Genomic DNA, 17,887 nt, shown 5'->3' with positions numbered 1-17,887 from the left:
AAAAGACAGAGTTTCTAACCCTGTCTCTACTCTATATCATGCATTTTTTTCAAGAGTATTTGTTTTATATACATTTAAATAATCATTCCACTTCAAACAATTTTGTAAATATTCACGGAAAGAATACGAAAATCTTGGGTGCTTTTGTTTTTGAATTTTTGCAATAAATAATTGAAGACGAGACTGAATTAGAAACGATAATGGATGCTGCGCCTGTAGGACAGGGATTTCAAATATTTTAATACAATCCCCTGTTGAATGAGTGAAATAAAAACTTTTCGTAATCACAATATCAATCCTCTTTTTCATTGGATTTTGAACTTTCTCTACTTTACGCTGTAACACGTGTTTAAAGTGGAGACTCCTATGAATACAACAGTATCCTTAGACAGTCCCTTTAATCCTTATAGTTTGAAGATTTATCCTCTATTCATCTCCACCTAATCCATCCCCCATCCTAAATATCCGTTAAGACAGGAATCTCATTATCCGTAAATTACTTAATACATTCAGTATAAACTTATAAAAGCGCAAAGTTTGTCTAAATTTTGGAGATTCTATAATTTTTTTCTTCTATATATTGTATACGTTTATAGCTAGAGTATAACAAATAAATAAAAAAAGTGCCTTTATAACGAGGCACTTTTCGACTGAATTTCTTCTCTTTTCTTTTTGCGCTTAGTAACAATCTTTGATAGAGCGATACTAATTTCATAAATACAAATAAGTGGGACAGCTACTAAACTGTGTGATAAAAAATCAGGAGGTGATATACACGATGCAATGATAATCAATGCTACGTATGCATACCTTCTTATTTTTATGAGAAATTCCGCCGTCAACAATCCAATACTTGTTAAAAACATTACAACTACAGGTAATTCAAAAATCACAGCAAATGGAACTGTTAAATTAAGAACAAAATGAAAATACTTTTCTGTCGTAAACATCGTATTAAACATTTCGTTACCTATCGTAGTTAAAAAATGAAATAAAAACGGCATTACAACGAAATATCCAAAACATAAACCAGCAATAAATAATATGGACAATACTGGTATATACATCAATGTCATCTTTTGTTCATTTGGATGTAAACCCGGTTTTACAAATAACCAAATTTGTATAGCAGCAAAAGGAATTGTACAAACAATAGCAAATACTGTAGCAATCGAGAAAAAAATCCACAATACATCACTCGGTCCCAGAACTGTTAACTTCATCGGCAAGTCTTTTACGAGCCAAAAATATATATCCTTCGTAAAAGTAAATCCAATAATTAAAAATAGTACAAATGATAAGACTGTATATATTACTCGTTTACGAAGCTCAACAATGTGTTCTACTACGCTCATTTCTTGATCTTCCATCTCGTTCACCACACTTTATTTATCCATTACAAGGAAAATCCATTACATTTTCTCCTTCTTTTCCTTCTCTTGAAATGCGTCATCTGTCAATTCTTTCGTTGATTTTTTAAACTCTTTTAACGTTTCCCCTAAAGCCTTTCCGATCTCCGGCAATTTTTTAGGCCCAAATAAAATGAGTACAGCTACTAAAATTAAAATTAACCCTGGAAAGCCAATATTTGAAAACATTTCTCCATCCCCTTTATTAGTAGATTCCTTGTCCTACTATTACATAATTTTATTTTGTCAAAAAAGTTTGAAAACGTCAACAAATCCATTGCCTTTTGTCAAAAAAATTCAAAAATATAATCAATTATACAAATTTCATTTTCTATTGCCCTTGTGTATGATATGGTAAGGGAAACGACATATTATTTTATGATAGTAGAAAGGATTTGCATTATGACTGAAAAAATGACACGAATGACGCAGTTTGTTAAAGAAGAAATTGCAAATGCAATTACACATGGTATCGGTGCCATTTTAAGCATCCCTGCCTTAATTATATTGATTATTCACGCCTCTAAGCATGGTACCGCATCTGCTGTAGTTGCATTTACGGTTTATGGTGTAAGCATGTTCTTACTGTACTTGTTTTCAACATTGCTACACAGCATTCACCATCCAAAAGTAGAAAAATTATTTACTATACTAGATCACTCAGCCATTTACTTATTAATCGCTGGCACATATACTCCTTTTTTACTTATTACACTTCGCGGAACATTAGGCTGGACGTTACTCGCTATTATATGGACACTAGCAATCGGGGGTATCGTCTTCAAAATCTTCTTTGTACGTCGCTTTATTAAGGCATCAACGTTATGTTATATCATTATGGGATGGCTTATAATCGTTGCCATTAAACCACTTTATGAAAATCTAACTGGACATGGGTTTTCACTACTTTTAGCGGGCGGAATTTTATATTCTGTAGGGGCTATATTCTTCCTTTGGGAAAAGTTGCCTTTCAATCATGCCATTTGGCATCTTTTCGTCTTAGGTGGTAGTGCGATGATGTTCTTCTGCGTACTCTTTTACGTCTTACCTACAGCATAATAAAAAAGGTTTCAGCTTATATCAAGCTGAAACCTTTTTTATTACTTATGTAATTGTGATGCGATAACTTCCTGTGTATGCTTCGTTAACTCTTTAATATCCATATTCGCATACTCTTCAGGTGTAATCGGCTTAGAAATTGTTACTGTTGCACGAGCTGGTTTCATTCGGTTTCCATTCGCTTCAAACATTTTATATGTCCTATCTAATGTTACAGGTAAAATTGCTACACCAGATTTTACTGCAAGGTGAAAACTTCCCGCTTTAAACTCTCCAATTTCGCCACCCTTACTTCTTGTCCCTTCTGGGAAAATTACGATAGAATGTCCATTCTTTAATAGCTCAATTCCATCTTTAATTGCTTGAAGTGATTGACGACGATCGCTACGATCCATAAATACACAATTCATAAGTTCCATCCAAGTTGGTACAACTGGAAACTTTTTAATCTCTGCTTTTGAAACGAATCCAATTGGTTTATTTAAGTAACCTAGTAAAATAGGGATATCCATATTACTCTGATGATTACTTACAACTAGTACCGGCTTGTCTTTCGGGACATTTTCAAGTCCTTTAACTTCTACTGCCCCACCAGCTACACGTACCATTTTCTTACCAAACCAATTTGTCGTTTTGTACACAGCATTATCTTTTTCTTGTGGCGACATCGTATTTACTTGTCTTTTAAGACGCCACATTCTCGGTGTAATCGCTATTACGATTAAAATTAAATAAAAGATTTTAAAAAACGTTTGAATCATACAGAACCCCCACCTATTATCATTCCGACCTTCATTATACTAGACAAACGAAGGAAAAAGAAGAAAAAATGTCCAAACAGCAAGTGTTTGGACATTTTTAAGTATTCTATATTAGAAACGTTTTGCTAATTCACGAGCATTAGCAATTGCTGCTTCTTTAATTTCTGGTGCTTTTTCAGGATTTGCATTCATACCTTCAACTGCAATATATTCAGTATCGTTTACACCGATGAATCCTAATACTGTTTTTAAGTGATTGCGACCGAAGTCTACAGCTGCATATGCTCCTTCAGAATAAACGCCACCTGTAGCTTGAATGTGAAGTGCTTTTTTACCTTCTAATAAGCCAACTGGACCATTTTCAGTATATTTGAATGTTTTACCCGCGATTGCTAAGTTATCTAAGTATGCTTTTACTACTGGTGGATAGCTAAAGTTCCACATTGGAGTTACGAATACATAACGATCTGCATGCATAAATGTTTCTAAGTTTGTGTTCATTGCTGCAACTTTTTGTTGTTGAGCTTCAGTTAAAGTTTCAAATCCTTCACCTGCTGCAAATTTACCCCAAGCAGCAAATACATCTGCATCAATTGCTGGTACAGTAGTATTGAATAAATCAACTGTTACAACTTCGTCTTGTGGATGCTCGTTTTTATAAGCTTCGATGAAAGCTTCTCCTACTGCCATTCCGAAAGAACCTTCTGCTGAATTTGGATTTGCTGTGATAAATAGTACTTTTGTCATTGTATTCTCTCCCTTTTCTCTCTTTACCTTTAATTCAAGATTATTTTTTTAAAAGTTAATAACTTACCTTATGTAAGTATAATACGAAAAGTTTTAATTAATGTCAATAAAAAATAGCTACTTTTTTTTCGTAAGTTAATGATTTATTTTGTTTCTTTAAAATTAATTATATAGATATTAAGAATTTTTTCATACAAAAAGGCTACCTCTACAAATTATAGAGATAGCCTTTTATTACATATTATTTTTGAAAAACATGTTTCACTTTTTCAGCTGGAATATTACTTCCACCTCTACCTTTTACATCTTCAATCATCATTGTAATGACCATGTCTGGTGAATTTAAATCAAATGCAGCGAACCAACCTAGTTCTTTTCCTTCAGTCTCTTTTGATACTTTTAATTCCGCTGTACCTGTTTTCCCAGCAAGAGTCATGCCATCAATTTTAGCAATTTTCCCTGTACCATCTGGATCATTAATTACTTTCGTCATAGCAGTTTTTAATATATCCTGATTGCCTTTTGAAATGACATTCTCTTTCCAAACTTTTGGTTGCTTATCTGTTTTAATAATGTATGGAGAAGGTATGTTTCCATCATTAACAATTGGTGCGTACGTTAATGCTAGATGGAGTGGCGTCATTAATACTTGCCCTTGTCCATAACCTGTGTCTGCCATTTGAATATCATTTTTAATACCATCATTGGCGATTTTAGAAGCTGGGAATCCATATTCAATTGGTAATTTCTCATCGAATCCGAATTTTTTCGCTTCACTCATAAATTTATCTTTTCCGATTTTCAAAGCTTCTTGTGCGAAATAAATATTATCCGAGTATTTCATCGCCTTATCAAAATCAACCGGATTTGCATCTTTTACACGCGTTACATAATAATTACCCCAAGAAGAATCTTTTGTCCATTTTAATCCTTCAATTTTCAACTCTTCTTTTGGATCAATTGTTTTCGTTTCAAGACCGATTGCAGCTGTAATAGGCTTAAATACAGATCCTGGAACTGATAATTGTGTAAATCGATTCGTCATCGGTTTCTTCGGATCACTATTTACCGCATCACGTTGCGCTTTTGACGCCCCTCTTGCGATCGTATTTGGATTATACGCTGGCGTGCTCACAAGTGCAAGTGTTTCTCCAGTCTTTGGATTAATTGCTGCACTTGATCCTACCTCATTTTTCATTTCATTATAAATTTCGTCTTGAACAGCACTATCAATCGTTAAAGTTACATTTTCCCCATCAACAGCATCTGTTTTTGCTAAATTTTTAATTTCTTTTCCTTGTGCATCTTCTACAAAGACACGGCCGCCTTTTTTACCACGTAGCTTTTCTTCCAGTACTTGCTCTAAACCAGCTTTACCTACTGGATCATCAGCTTGATAGCCTTTCTTTTGTAGCGTTTTTAAATCTTCAGCATTCACTTTTCCAATATAACCAGTAAGATGTGCTGCTGCTTCTCCTAATGGATATGAACGAACATTTACTGGTTTTGTTGCAACACCCGGTAAATCTATGTACGTATTTTGTGTTGCTCCTTCAGGCAATATTCCCATTGGTACTAGGTAATTTGGTTTTACCCATTTAGCTGCTAGTTTTTGATCAATTTCTTCTACAGACATATTTAACAACTTCGCTACCGTTTCTTTCGTTTGCGGAGCAGCATCCCCTAGCTGTTCAGGAATCATTCCGATTTCAGAGGCTTTACCATTTACCGCAAGATATTTACCGTTACGGTCATATATTTCTCCTCGTTTTGGTTGCGTCGTTTGCATGCGCACTTTACTATCTTTCGTCATGCCTGGGAATATGAAATCAGGAGTCCAATCTACTTTCCAAGATTCTTTATCTCCATCTTTTTCTTTCACCATTTTTGCTTCATGGCCAAAAGTGATTTTACCACCCACTGTATCCATGCTTACTTTAAAAGGGACAGGACCTTCATCTTTTTTATCTTCTTTTACTTCCCCTGTTTCTACTTTTAAATCTTTCACTTCAATGCCAGAATAAATTTTTTCATATTTCTCAGTGAACTCTTTCTTTGAAATATCTTTTTTTGCCTTTTCTGATAATTGATCATACATTTCTGCAAATTTTTGTTTATTCCATGCTTTCGCATATGTATCAAATGCTTCTTGTGGTTTTTCTTCTTTACCACATCCAACTAACATGAATGTTAAGCAAAGAAAAAGAATCCCCCATATCTTTCTCAATCGATTCTCCTCCTTTTTCTACACAAATACTTTAGAAAATTTTAGCATTTTTACATGCATCTTTCATTATAGCACTATCGAATGTCATCTATAAACTCATATTGATGAATACAAATAAAAAGATTGATGTGAATTTTCACATCAACCTTTATTATTATTATTGCTGCTTCTCATATACATGGTAATAGTACGTATAAGGATTTTTTTCATCTGTTAAACCTTTTTCTACAAAAACTTCTTTCCAATTTGTCATATCGATTTCTGGGAAGAATGTATCTCCTTCAAATGCATGATGGATTTTTGTTATATATAACTTGTCTACGTAAGGTAAAAAGAGATCATAAATTTGCGCCCCGCCAAAAATAAAAATTTCCTCTTCATTTTTGCATAGCTCAAACACTTCTTCTACAGAATGTGCTACTTCACAGCCTTCCACATGATATCCTTCATTACGAGTTACAATAATATTACGTCTTCCAGGCAGTGGTCTACCAATCGCTTCATAGTTCTTTCTGCCCATAATAAGCGGATGACCCATCGTTGTTTTTTTTACATACTGTAATTCACTCGGTAAACGCCAAGGTAAATTATTATCTTTACCAATTACTCTATTCTCGTCCATTGCGACCATAAATGAAACTATCATCTTTTCATCTCCTCTACAATTACACTGCAACCGGTGCTTTAATTGCTGGGTGTGGATCATATCCTTCAATCGTTAAGTCTTCCATTTCAAAATCGAACACAGATTTCACATCTGGATTTAATGTAAGTTTCGGGAATGGACGTGGTTCACGTGCCAATTGCTTTTCTATTTGCTCAAAATGATTTGTATAAATGTGTGCATCTCCAATTGTATGAACAAATTCACCCACTTCAAGACCACATTCATGTGCAATTAAATGTGTTAGTAATGAATAACTTGCAATGTTAAATGGAATTCCAAGGAATATGTCACCACTTCTTTGATATAGCTGACAAGAAAGTTTGCCATCTGCTACATAAAATTGGAATAGCGTATGACAAGGCGGTAATGCCATACTTGGTACATCTTCAGGATTCCAAGCGGAAACAATTAGGCGACGTGAGTCTGGCGTTTTTTTAATCATTTCAATTACATCTTTTAATTGATCAAGCGTCTCACCAGCTGTCGTTTTCCAAGCACGCCACTGCTTTCCGTATACGTCACCTAAATAACCATATTTATTTGAGAAATCATCATTTTCTAGAACGTTCTTTTTAAACAATTCCATTTGCTCATCGTACTGCACTTTAAATTCCTCATCTTGTTGTGAGCGAAGACCGAAATCAGTCATGTCAGGACCAGTATACTCGTCGCTTTCTACCCAGCTCTTAAATGCCCATTCATTCCAAATGTTATTATTATGCTGCAATAAATAGCGAATATTTGTATCACCTTTCATAAACCAAAGCAATTCACTTGCTACAAGGCGAAACGGCACTCTCTTTGTCGTTAATAAAGGAAAACCTTTACTTAGATCAAAACGCATTTGATAACCAAATACAGATACAGTTCCTGTCCCTGTACGATCTTCTTTCTTCGTACCGTGCTCCATTACATGACGGCATAAATTTAAGTATTCATTTTCAGCATGTTTCATATGTAGAAAAACCTTCTTTCAATCTTATATGGAATTTATCATAACATGAAAAACAGCAAATTTAATAATCTTGATTAATAAAATTTATTTCAGTAATTCTTACAAAATTATTAACTTTCCATAATTAAAAAGGTTTTCATTTTCTATTACCGAAAGTATAGGGCGGTAGGGAAAAATTTATATTTGGAGGTTAGAAGTATGTCTAAAATTGAAACTCCTGTAATGACTACTTTACAAACGACAGTTGAAAAAATGATGAAGGATTTAAATGTTCCTGGAGTTGCTGTAGCTATTATAAAAGACGGTGAAGTTATTATTTCAGAAGGTTTCGGCTATCGTAATTTAGAGACAAAAGAGCCTGTTACACCGAGTACTCGGTTCGCAATCGGTTCCTCAACAAAAGCTTTTGGCACACTTTCATTAAGTTTATTAGCACAGCAAAAAAAGTTTAATTGGGATACTCCTGTCCAGTCTTATATACCAAACTTCTCTTTATCTGAACTACTTGCTAGCTCACAAGTTACAGGACGAGATTTAGCTTCTCATCGTACTGGGGTAAGTCGTCATGAGGCTCTTTGGTATAGCTCTTCCTTATCTCGAGAAGATCTTGTTGAAAAAATAAAACATTTACCGCTTGATGCACCGTTCCGCACATCATTTCTGTATAACAACTTAATGTATGCGACAATTAGTTATATTGTAGAAAACATTACGAATCAAACGTGGGAGCAATACGCTACAGAACATATTTTAGAACCTTTAAATATGAGACATACAAACTTCTCTGTTACAGATTCACAAACTACAGATGATTATGCTTTACCTTACATCGAAAATAACGGTGAAGTAAAAGAAGTTCCATTCCGCAACATCGATACAGTTGGGGCTGCTGGTTGTATTAATTCTACAATTGAAGATATGGCCAATTGGGTCCTTCTTCACTTAAAACAAGGGGAATTTGGAGAGCATGAATTAATTTCTCCTGAATTATTACAACAAATGTATACACCGCACAATTCCATTCCAGATCAACCAGTTTTATCACTTCCTGAATCTCCATTAAATAGTTACGGCCTTGGTTGGTTTATTAGCGCTTATCGTGGTAATAAGGTGATTCATCATGGTGGTAATATTGATGGATTTTCAGCGCTTGTTTCATTCATACCAACAGAAAACATTGGCCTTGTCATTTTAACGAATGCTGGAGGCACATTACTTCCTACTTATCTTGCTAATCAAATTTATGACGAGCTACTTGAGTTAGAATCCATTGATTGGCATAAACGTGCTGTAGAAGATACTGAAAAAATGAAGGAAATGATGAAAGAAGCAACTGAATCCATTCCAGAACAAATAAAAGGAACTACACCTTCTCATAAATTAGAGGATTATACTGGTACTTTCGAACATCCGGCATACGGAACATTACAAGTATACAAGCGAGATGATTCATTATTTGTACAATTCATGGAAATGGACATTCAATTAGGGCACCATCATTACGACATCTTTTCTGCAAAAGTTGACTTATTCCAAATGAAAATGAATCTATTATTTGCATATGAAATGAATGTGAACGGTGAATTCCCATCCCTTCAGTTACATGTACCAGCTATGTTAAGTACTCAGCCGCTTGCATTTAAGAAAATTAAATAAATTTTAAATAGAGGGATGATAACACTTCCCTCTATTTCCTTTTAAATCCCCCATCAAAAAAAGGATAATACGTAACAGGCACAGAATTCTATTATTCAACTAATTAAATTACCAGGAGGAAAAGCTGTGTACATAGGAATTTTTAAAGAAATTGTTTCAATTACTCATCACGATTATTCAGGTTGTATAGATAAGAAAGGATGGGACAATCCTACTACTTATTTACAGACAATCGAGAAACTAGAGAAGCAAGGAGAACTAACACCAGTACAATTTACTGAGATTGTACGTGATTACTTATTAGACTTTAAAGATAATCATATGTTTTTCAAAATGATCTCTAACAATCAACCGCTTAACGGTGTTGGCTTTCAAGTAAAAAGATACGAAGACCGCCTATATATTACATCCACTTCACAGGAAATAAGAGTGAAAAAGGGACAGTCTATTCTAGCATTAGATAATATGAAAGTTCCTGAGCTATTAATAAAATATAAGAAGTATTTAAATGAGAATACATATGAACGTGAAAAATGGGATTATGTTTTATTAAAATCATCAAATTGTACACTTATAGATGAAAATGGAGTAACTAAAACCATAACTTTACAAAAGTATAAACAAAGCGAATACACGCCTATTTATTCATTGAAACAGTATAATAAAGATACACTCTTAATTACTTTGACGGATTTTGCAAATATTGAAGCTATTAATAAACTATTAGACTCACACAAAAATGAGCTTAATTCTTTTCCAAACTTAATTATTGATGTTCAATTAAATCGTGGCGGAAGTGATGATGCATTTTTCAACCTACTTCCTTACTTATTTGAAGACAAAGAAATTTCTCTTTTGGATCCTTCAGATACAATGCAATTTAATCATACAGAACGAAACTTTCATTTACGTATGAAAGACATCGAAATGGAAGATTATGATTCTTTAGACGAACTTTCCAAATTATTCACTAATATGTTTATTCAAGATTTAAAAAAGAATTATAAAAAAGGATTCGTTACATTTGATACCTCTGGGTTACCAAAAGAACTTCAATCATTAAAAATACACGGAAGAAAATCACCTAATAGAGTAGTTATATTAACAGATGTTACATGCGGAAGTTCCGGTGATTCTTTTGTAGAAGTTGCAAAAAAATCATTGAAAGTAAAAGTAATAGGTCGTCCTACTGCTGGTGTAAATGATTATTCTAATTTAGCAGTAATGGAATGGGCTGATACATTCGCTCTTTACTACCCTACTTCACGACTTTCAATTATAGATAAAGGCGAAGGAATGTCCGGAATTGGTATTCAACCACATATACATATCTCGTGGACTCCGGAACATATACAAGAAGACGTAGATTTAAAGTTAGCATTACAACTACTTCAAAACGAAGAATGGTAAAAAATAAAGGTAGATGTGACTCACACCTACCTTTCTATTTCATATTAATCTTTTCTGGTTGAAACCAAATGGGCTTTAATAGCTCAAAATCTTTATGATCCTCTAAAACTACAGTAAGACGTTCTAACGTATCATCTAACATATGCGGTGCTGCTCGTAATGTCCAGACAACTGAAGAGAAAACCGTCATGCCAACGTACACCGCATATAATCTCCAGAACTCCTCAGGTATTATTCCGTTATAATATCCAGTAATTTGTCCAATCGCATATGGGATACTAATGTCCCTTGCAAATAGTGCAATTTTTACGAAATCATGGAGTGGGTCGCCCCAATCATAACCATTAAAATCAACAACACCTACATATTTCCCATCCCCTACAATTATATTTTCTAAATGAAAATCATCGTGTTGAAATCGATTCGGGCGGTTTTGTAAATACATTTCATTTTCATCTATAAACTTAATGATTTTATCATCATTTTTTATTTTTATTCCGCATGTTTTGTATGCCTCTACATATTTTTGATGTTTTTTCATTGCTCTTTCATACCATGGAAGTATATCATTAGGAGCTTCATATGTATGCATTTTTGCTAAATCTTTTCCTGCCTCTATACCAATTTCATATTGTTCTTTTGGTGAATACGTAGGCAATAGCTTCTTCGCATCTTCCCCTTCTAAATATGAAAAAATGCCATAGCATAAGCCATCTTCTGCTAATACCCCCATTTCAATTGGTTTTTGAGCTTGCACACTACGCTTTTGCATTTCATTTAAAATTTGAAACTCTATTTTCTTTCTTTCATATTCTTTTATATCGCCTGTCCGCAATAAATATTTTTCATTATTCGCATTCGTAATTACATATTTCTTATCGGGTGAGAAACCTTTAGAAATTTCTTCAATATTTGTTGCATCCTTTATTATTTTTATATTGTTTTGCCCTGCTGTAATTGTCTTCATATTTATTCCCCTTATATTTCTACATTTGGTGTATACGCTATTTCTATAATAAACCCATTCGGATCATAAAAATCCATCGTATAGTACCCTTCCGAATAATGATTCATTTGAATTGGACCACGTATTACGTTCACTTTCGTACTAGAAAGAAACTCTGCTACCTCATCAACACCTTCTCTTTTAATAGCTTGGTAACAAATATGTGTTGGTCCTAAAGTCTTTACAATCTCCCCATCTACTTCTTTAAAATATATTTTACTTTCACCTGTACTATATACATCATTTAACTTTCTCCATCAAATTATTGAAAAAAGCATATCATAAAAAGAAATGGCTTCCTCTTAATTTGCTACCGAAAATTCAATAATATGAATACGCCCCCTGTACTATTTGGACAATTTCCATCGGCGTATTGACCATAAAATCTGGCGCATCTTTTTTTACCGTTTCAATGACATCATATCCCCAAGATACCCAAATTACATTCACCCCAGCCTTTTTACATGCTGCTACGTCTCGCTGTTCATCACCGACATATAACATATCTTTCTCTGTTATCTTTTTCGATTTTAAAAACCTTTTAATCATTTTATCTTTACCGAACAAGTTTTTAGAGCAATATACTTCTTGAATATTTTCTATATCATTATTGTGTAAAAATGCCCGAATATGCTCTTCTGAATTAGAGGATATGACCGCAATTCCATAGCCTTTTTTATGTAGTTCATCTAATACATCCTTCATCCCATGAAATAAAACGAGGTCTTTTATAGCCGGTTGGTACATTTTATAAAACTCCAGCGCTAAAATTGGTAGTTTATACAGTGGTACATCGAGCTTTTTACATCTCTCTGGCATCGTTAATTTACGTAAATACTCAATTTCTTCTTCCCTTACCGTTTTATATCCGTGCTTTTCAGCAAGTTGATTATAAATTGGTACAAATATATTTTGTGAATCTACTAATGTGCCATCAAAGTCAAAAACAATATATTTTTGCATTCCCATACACCCTTTACTTCTTTTTCTAAACCTATCTTATTCAACAACATAGTTGTCTTACCCTTCTATAAAAATAAAAAAGAACAAGATTTTCTCTTGTTCTTTTTAAGAAAGCCATTTTGGTGGTACATTCGTATTCCAATAAATATTTCCTAATTCATGATGTCCTGAGTATCCATCATCAAAACGATGATAGTGGAAATTAAAATAGTAACCATCTTGCGGTGGATGATCTCGTCTTACATGAAATCGAAGTAAATCATTTCCTGATTTCGTATCATAAACGTGAAAAATCTTTTCATTATTTCCACCAGCCGGTCTTTGAGAAATTGCTAATGATTGTAACGACTCCTCTGGTACATCATTTGCAAGTTCAGCAATTGCCTCTTCAATTTTTGGTAATACTACATCTTTAAACTCATCTTCAATTACTGGACCAATTTTAGTACCAAACTTTTGCATAGACTGTTTTTCTGCTTCTTGCATCGCATAAGTAATAAAAGTATCGGTGGTTAACCTGTCATTCGTTTCTTCATATGTATAGGACGTGCTCTCCAAATTTGGTTGCCCAGCTGTGCTCGTAGGCTTGTCCGCAGCTTTGGCATTATCAAGTAATATGGAAGGAGGCGTCACTAAACCAAATGTAAATACGGTAATTAATGCGACTAAGGTTTTTCTAAACCAATTTGGCATTTATGTTCCCTCCCCTTTCACTCATTATATTTTATATAACGGTTGTTTCTTCTATTATACAAAATGATTGTAATTTTTGCACTTTACAATTTTGTTAACGTTCACATATTTTTCACTTGAATATGAAATTGTAAGATTTCATACAATAAAATACAACAACAATGAGGAGGCCACCAGATGACTTTAGATGTCATGTATTCCGCCGCAAGTATACTCGTTTTAATATATTTTATTTATCAATGTGTTACAGACTAGAAAAAGAGCCCTTTTCCGGCTCTTTTTCTATGGTAAGAATACAATCCAAACAATCAATACTATAAAAATAATCCCAGCAATTACAGCTGGTAATAAATAAAAATGAGAAAGTATAACTATTCCATACAAAAGTATTACTGGAAGTAATAAATAGCGATCTGACTTCCATCTTAACAATAGTAATTTACCTTCATCACAATATAAATGAAGAAACATTTTTTTCGTAAATTCATTCCAATAATCACGTGCATAGCGAGAAATTGCAACTAAGGCAAATAAGAGAATAATAGCCGCAATCCACCTCGGACTCATAATAATACTTACTGTGCTTATACATACAATTTGAATATAAAATATTCGTGCACTACTTGTACGGAAAAATTCTTTCAAAAAGGATTCAACAATACGATAATCGTTTTTCTTCCCTAAAAACTTTTTAGAACGAGGAAACATCCACGGTTTTTTATTCGAACTACTCGGTTTAGCTGCATGACCACCAACTTGCATAATCCCACTCGTCCAGCGCATAATTTCTTCTTTCTCTTTCTCAACCTCTTTAAAAAATGAATTTTTATAATTTAGTTTTTCTTTTATCAATACGATAATTAGAAAAACTGCTAGACCGATACATAGTATAGAATAAAATGGATTTTTATAAATAAGAAACAGACTCACCCCAAAAAAGGATAGACTTATAGAAAATATAACATTTTTTATAATCCATAGTAGCCATCGTTTCCCCACACGTACATGAATAAATCTCGTTAACAACGACAACATAAATCGAAATACAGTAAAGAATAGCCAAAATAATACGACTTGTACCTTCGTCACTCCAATACTTTTTATCAACACTGGTAACATGGAAACTACTACCACTACATTCGTTATCGCTATCCGAATAAACGTATATGTCATGCCATACTGGATTAACTTTTGCATGTGTGCGGGATACGAAATTAAAAATAAACTATCCGCTTGCTTAAAAAATGAACGAACTCCTCTTGCATATGTAATCACATAAAATGCCAGTAGACCTAATCCAAAATAAACCGCCTCTCTCATCGATTGTTCTTCTATCCACAGTGAACGATAATAAATCCCTATAAATATAAGTGCTGGAATAATAATATATAGCCCAACTGTCCAATCAGTTATAGAACGTATGGATTTCCATTTCCGCCCTAGTTCATGGCGCAATCTTTTATAAAATTGTTGTTTAATCATGCTGTTCACGCCTTACGATTACATCAAAACAGTCTAATAATGAACTACCCGGCATTTCTGCTAACGTTTGGATAGATTTTAAATGTCCATCTGCGACTAATGTTCCTTGCGAAATGAGTAAAAATCTTTCGCAAATTCTTTCAGCTGTATCTAATACGTGCGTACAAAGTAAAATTCCTGCCCCGCGTTCTTTTTCTTTATATAAATAACTTAAAAATTCTTTCGTAGCTACTGGATCTAGTCCGATAAAAGGTTCGTCAATGATATAAAAATCTGGTTCTGTTAAAAACGCTAATATAAGCATCGATTTTTGTTTCATACCTTTAGAAAACTTTGATAAATACTCATGTTTATGCTTATCCATTCGAAACAGATGTAATAACTCTTCCGCTTTCCTTTCCCAGCTTCCTACTTCGTTTCCTCGAGCAGCCATTAATAATTCAATATGTTCCCAGAGCGTCAAATAATCATAATAAGTTGGATGTTCTGGCACGTATGCATACGGATTTTTCTTTTCACCGAATGATATTTCACCATTCACATTTACAAGCAACCCTAGCATTGTTTTAATCGTCGTACTTTTTCCGGCACCATTTGCGCCAATAAGAGCAACTAATTCACCTTTTTCAATAGAAAAAGCGATATCATGAATTGTTTTTTCACCTATTTCATATCCAGCAGAGCGGATATTTACTTCTAACATACATTCCCCTTCTTTCCATTTCCAATACAAACAAGGAAAAGAATAACATATAACTATCTATATATCATTATAAATTATTTATTTTCGTAGCAGGAATAAATATTTTTTAACAGAATACTTAATGTTTGATTACATTTAATGGGAGTGGATAATATGTCTTTTCAAATTCGTGAAGCGACGATAGACGATATAGATGCACTTTGCTCTTTAACAACAGAACTAAAAGGTTCCTCTATTTCGTATGAAGATATGAACAACCGATTACAATTCGTACAAATGAGCCCTTTTGATTTTTTATATGTTTATGAGGAAGAAAAAACTATATTTGGATTACTTGGGTTTCGTATACGTGAAAATTTAGAAGATGTAACTCGGTATGGAGAAATTTCAATTATTAGCGTTGATTCTACAATACGACGAAAAGGCATTGGACAAGTATTAATGGATTATGCAGAGCAATTAGCAAAGAAGCATAATTGCATTGGCACATGGCTAGTTAGTGGAACAAAACGAGTAGAAGCTCATCCTTTTTATAAAAAATTGGGATATGAAGTAAATGGCTATCGATTTGTAAAATATTTTTAAACTACTTTTTAATGGAAAGGACTATAACTATGGCAAACCTTCAAGCAATTTTCATTGATCGTGACGGTACAATTGGCGGTGACACTACTATACATTACCCTGGATCTTTTACTTTATTCCCCTTTACAAAAGCAGCTTTGCAAAAACTAAAAGCTCAAAATATAAAAATTTTCTCTTTCACAAATCAACCAGGTATTGCGGATGGAATAGCGACTATAGCCGATTTTTCACAAGAATTAGAAGGCTTCGGTTTTGATAATATTTACGTATGTCCTCATAAACATGGTGATGGTTGTGAATGCCGGAAACCAAGTACAGGTATGCTTCTTAAAGCAGCGGAAAAACATGGGCTTGATTTAACACAATGTGCTGTAGTTGGTGATCGCTGGACTGATATCGTTGCAGGAGCAAAAGTGAATGCGACGACAATTTTAGTACGAACAGGCGCTGGCTACGACGCTTTACATACGTACCGAGACAAGTGGGCACATATTGAACCAAACTACATTGCAGAAAACTTTGAAGATGCGACAAATTGGGTTTTAAATCAACTATAATGCAAATTAAAAGAGACGCCTTCAAAATGAAAGCGCCTCTTTTAATCTATTATTATTTAAAACGTTAATTCATAATGGAAATAACGATTATCTCTCAAATATCCATTTTCAGCGTATAATCGCTGCGCTGATAGATTGTCTATCTCTGTTTGTAATTTTACACCTTTTGCACCATTTTCTAAGGCAAATTCTTTCGCAGCTTCTAATAATTTTTTTCCTGTTCCTGCTCCGCGCTTAGCAGCTTGTACAAATAAATCATTTAAAATCCATAATTCTTTCATCGAAATAGACGAAAATGATGGATATAATTGCGTGAATCCAATATATTCACCGTCTTCAACTGCCACGAAAATAACAGATTCTTTTCTCTCCATTCGATTTTGTAAAAATACTTTTGCTCCTTCTATATCAGAATCTTGTCTATAAAACATACGATAGTTATTAAAAACTGATGCTAGTCCATCTAAATCTGCAATTGTTGCCTCATATATTCTCATTTTACTCCGTTCCCCTTCCAATACTGTCTCATTATATCCGTTGCCCATTTAGGCTGTAGAATTTCTTCTTTCGGCATAAACTCTTTCATTATTGGCTTTATATCCAATATAGGGGTGCCATCAATAGCATCTAACCCCTCAACAATGATTGATTTACCTTCTCTTTTAATTACCTTTACAATTGTTGCTCCTATGCGATTCGGACGATTTTTCCCGCGCTGTGCAAAAATCCCTACTTTAGGATAATCATGATTATTTCTAGGATGTCTAGCAACATATTGAATTTGTTCATCAGTTACTTTGTGAAAATAAAAAACTACTTCAATATGAGAAAAATCTTCAATCCCTTGTATACTTTCCTCTGTATACATTTCAGTTAAAGTAATATAGGATCTTACTTCTCCCCACTCATCATCTTTTATTTCCCTTCTTTCATTATGTACAAATGCGATTGGTTGAACTGAAAACATACGCATTCCCCCTTAAATGTAACCACTTACATTATAAAAT

At 33.7% G+C, this 17,887-nt stretch carries 20 protein-coding genes and 1 pseudogene; 5 read left to right on the top strand and 16 right to left on the bottom strand.

Annotated features, from left to right (window positions below; genetic code table 11):
• Positions 1–36 precede the first annotated feature (36 nt).
• From ACQVV1_RS00230 to ACQVV1_RS00220, 3 genes are all read right to left on the bottom strand, one after another.
• Entirely contained in the window at positions 37–288 is a 252-nt protein-coding gene (locus ACQVV1_RS00230; protein ID WP_000629012.1) for a DUF2535 family protein, read from the bottom strand.
• A 341-nt stretch (positions 289–629) separates the two neighbouring features.
• Positions 630–1,370: a twin-arginine translocase subunit TatC gene (tatC, locus tag ACQVV1_RS00225; RefSeq protein WP_063223311.1), complete on the bottom strand. Its 741-nt coding sequence runs from the start codon at positions 1,368–1,370 to the stop codon at positions 630–632.
• A 42-nt stretch (positions 1,371–1,412) separates the two neighbouring features.
• Positions 1,413–1,598, bottom strand: coding sequence for a twin-arginine translocase TatA/TatE family subunit (locus ACQVV1_RS00220; RefSeq protein WP_000492443.1), 186 nt, complete (start codon positions 1,596–1,598; stop codon positions 1,413–1,415).
• Positions 1,599–1,811: 213 nt separating this feature from the next.
• Here ACQVV1_RS00220 and trhA point away from each other — a divergent pair, with 213 nt between their 5' ends.
• The gene (gene trhA / locus ACQVV1_RS00215; RefSeq protein ID WP_063223310.1) at positions 1,812–2,468 is read left to right on the top strand and encodes a PAQR family membrane homeostasis protein TrhA; all 657 of its coding nucleotides are present in this window, start codon (positions 1,812–1,814) and stop codon (positions 2,466–2,468) included.
• Positions 2,469–2,509: 41 nt separating this feature from the next.
• Here the strand turns inward: trhA and ACQVV1_RS00210 are convergent, their stop codons facing one another.
• The 5 genes from ACQVV1_RS00210 to ACQVV1_RS00190 all read right to left on the bottom strand — a co-directional run bounded on the left by ACQVV1_RS00210 (position 2,510) and on the right by ACQVV1_RS00190 (position 7,825).
• Positions 2,510–3,229, bottom strand: coding sequence for a lysophospholipid acyltransferase family protein (locus tag ACQVV1_RS00210; RefSeq protein WP_242251829.1), 720 nt, complete (start codon positions 3,227–3,229; stop codon positions 2,510–2,512).
• A gap of 111 nt (positions 3,230–3,340) precedes the next feature.
• The gene (locus ACQVV1_RS00205) at positions 3,341–3,976 is read right to left on the bottom strand and encodes an FMN-dependent NADH-azoreductase (protein ID WP_063223308.1); all 636 of its coding nucleotides are present in this window, start codon (positions 3,974–3,976) and stop codon (positions 3,341–3,343) included.
• Positions 3,977–4,217: 241 nt separating this feature from the next.
• A complete protein-coding gene (gene pbpC, locus ACQVV1_RS00200; protein WP_242251828.1) occupies positions 4,218–6,203 on the bottom strand; it encodes a penicillin-binding protein 3 in 1,986 nt (661 codons plus the stop codon).
• Between the two features lie 157 nt (positions 6,204–6,360).
• A complete protein-coding gene (locus tag ACQVV1_RS00195; RefSeq protein WP_060630671.1) occupies positions 6,361–6,849 on the bottom strand; it encodes a dihydrofolate reductase in 489 nt (162 codons plus the stop codon).
• A 19-nt stretch (positions 6,850–6,868) separates the two neighbouring features.
• On the bottom strand, positions 6,869–7,825 hold the full coding sequence (locus ACQVV1_RS00190; RefSeq protein WP_242251827.1) for a thymidylate synthase: 957 nt from the start codon (positions 7,823–7,825) through the stop codon (positions 6,869–6,871).
• Between the two features lie 198 nt (positions 7,826–8,023).
• Between ACQVV1_RS00190 and ACQVV1_RS00185 the strand changes: the two genes are divergently transcribed.
• Positions 8,024–9,481 carry a serine hydrolase gene (locus ACQVV1_RS00185; RefSeq protein WP_242251825.1) on the top strand — a complete coding sequence of 486 codons (1,458 nt, stop codon included), beginning with the start codon at positions 8,024–8,026 and terminating at the stop codon, positions 9,479–9,481.
• Positions 9,482–9,607: 126 nt separating this feature from the next.
• The gene (locus tag ACQVV1_RS00180; protein ID WP_242251824.1) at positions 9,608–10,891 is read left to right on the top strand and encodes a S41 family peptidase; all 1,284 of its coding nucleotides are present in this window, start codon (positions 9,608–9,610) and stop codon (positions 10,889–10,891) included.
• 34 nt (positions 10,892–10,925) lie between these two features.
• On the opposite strand, the gene ACQVV1_RS00175 is transcribed toward ACQVV1_RS00180, so the two are convergent.
• The 6 genes and pseudogenes from ACQVV1_RS00175 to ACQVV1_RS00150 form a co-directional block, all read right to left on the bottom strand.
• Positions 10,926–11,858: an aminoglycoside phosphotransferase family protein gene (locus ACQVV1_RS00175; RefSeq protein WP_242251822.1), complete on the bottom strand. Its 933-nt coding sequence runs from the start codon at positions 11,856–11,858 to the stop codon at positions 10,926–10,928.
• Positions 11,859–11,869: 11 nt separating this feature from the next.
• Positions 11,870–12,232: pseudogene (locus tag ACQVV1_RS00170) on the bottom strand (VOC family protein).
• Positions 12,219–12,860, bottom strand: coding sequence for an HAD family hydrolase (locus ACQVV1_RS00165; RefSeq protein WP_431168414.1), 642 nt, complete (start codon positions 12,858–12,860; stop codon positions 12,219–12,221). The pseudogene ACQVV1_RS00170 and the gene ACQVV1_RS00165 overlap by 14 nt, the downstream one beginning before the upstream one ends.
• A gap of 105 nt (positions 12,861–12,965) precedes the next feature.
• Positions 12,966–13,553 (bottom strand): YpjP family protein, encoded by a 588-nt coding sequence (locus tag ACQVV1_RS00160; RefSeq protein ID WP_063223301.1) that lies wholly within the window; start codon positions 13,551–13,553, stop codon positions 12,966–12,968.
• A 282-nt stretch (positions 13,554–13,835) separates the two neighbouring features.
• On the bottom strand, positions 13,836–15,035 hold the full coding sequence (locus tag ACQVV1_RS00155) for an ABC transporter permease (RefSeq protein ID WP_242251818.1): 1,200 nt from the start codon (positions 15,033–15,035) through the stop codon (positions 13,836–13,838).
• Positions 15,028–15,738, bottom strand: coding sequence for an ABC transporter ATP-binding protein (locus ACQVV1_RS00150; protein ID WP_431168413.1), 711 nt, complete (start codon positions 15,736–15,738; stop codon positions 15,028–15,030). Before ACQVV1_RS00150 ends, ACQVV1_RS00155 begins: the two co-directional genes overlap by 8 nt.
• Before the next feature lie 153 nt (positions 15,739–15,891).
• On the opposite strand from ACQVV1_RS00150, the gene ACQVV1_RS00145 reads away from it, so the two are divergent.
• The gene (locus ACQVV1_RS00145; protein WP_242251815.1) at positions 15,892–16,323 is read left to right on the top strand and encodes a GNAT family N-acetyltransferase; all 432 of its coding nucleotides are present in this window, start codon (positions 15,892–15,894) and stop codon (positions 16,321–16,323) included.
• 29 nt (positions 16,324–16,352) lie between these two features.
• Entirely contained in the window at positions 16,353–16,880 is a 528-nt protein-coding gene (locus ACQVV1_RS00140) for an HAD-IIIA family hydrolase (protein WP_431168412.1), read from the top strand.
• Positions 16,881–16,936: 56 nt separating this feature from the next.
• Here the strand turns inward: ACQVV1_RS00140 and ACQVV1_RS00135 are convergent, their stop codons facing one another.
• Together ACQVV1_RS00135 and ACQVV1_RS00130 are read right to left on the bottom strand one after the other, a co-directional pair.
• The gene (locus ACQVV1_RS00135) at positions 16,937–17,377 is read right to left on the bottom strand and encodes a GNAT family N-acetyltransferase (protein ID WP_242251812.1); all 441 of its coding nucleotides are present in this window, start codon (positions 17,375–17,377) and stop codon (positions 16,937–16,939) included.
• Entirely contained in the window at positions 17,374–17,847 is a 474-nt protein-coding gene (locus tag ACQVV1_RS00130; protein ID WP_063223296.1) for an SAM-dependent methyltransferase, read from the bottom strand. Before ACQVV1_RS00130 ends, ACQVV1_RS00135 begins: the two co-directional genes overlap by 4 nt.
• Positions 17,848–17,887 lie beyond the last annotated feature (40 nt).

The organism is Bacillus basilensis (assembly GCF_050630465.1).
In the GTDB taxonomy this organism is placed as follows: Bacteria; Bacillota; Bacilli; order Bacillales; family Bacillaceae_G; genus Bacillus_A; species Bacillus_A basilensis.
This window is presented reverse-complemented; position numbering and strand designations above follow the sequence as displayed.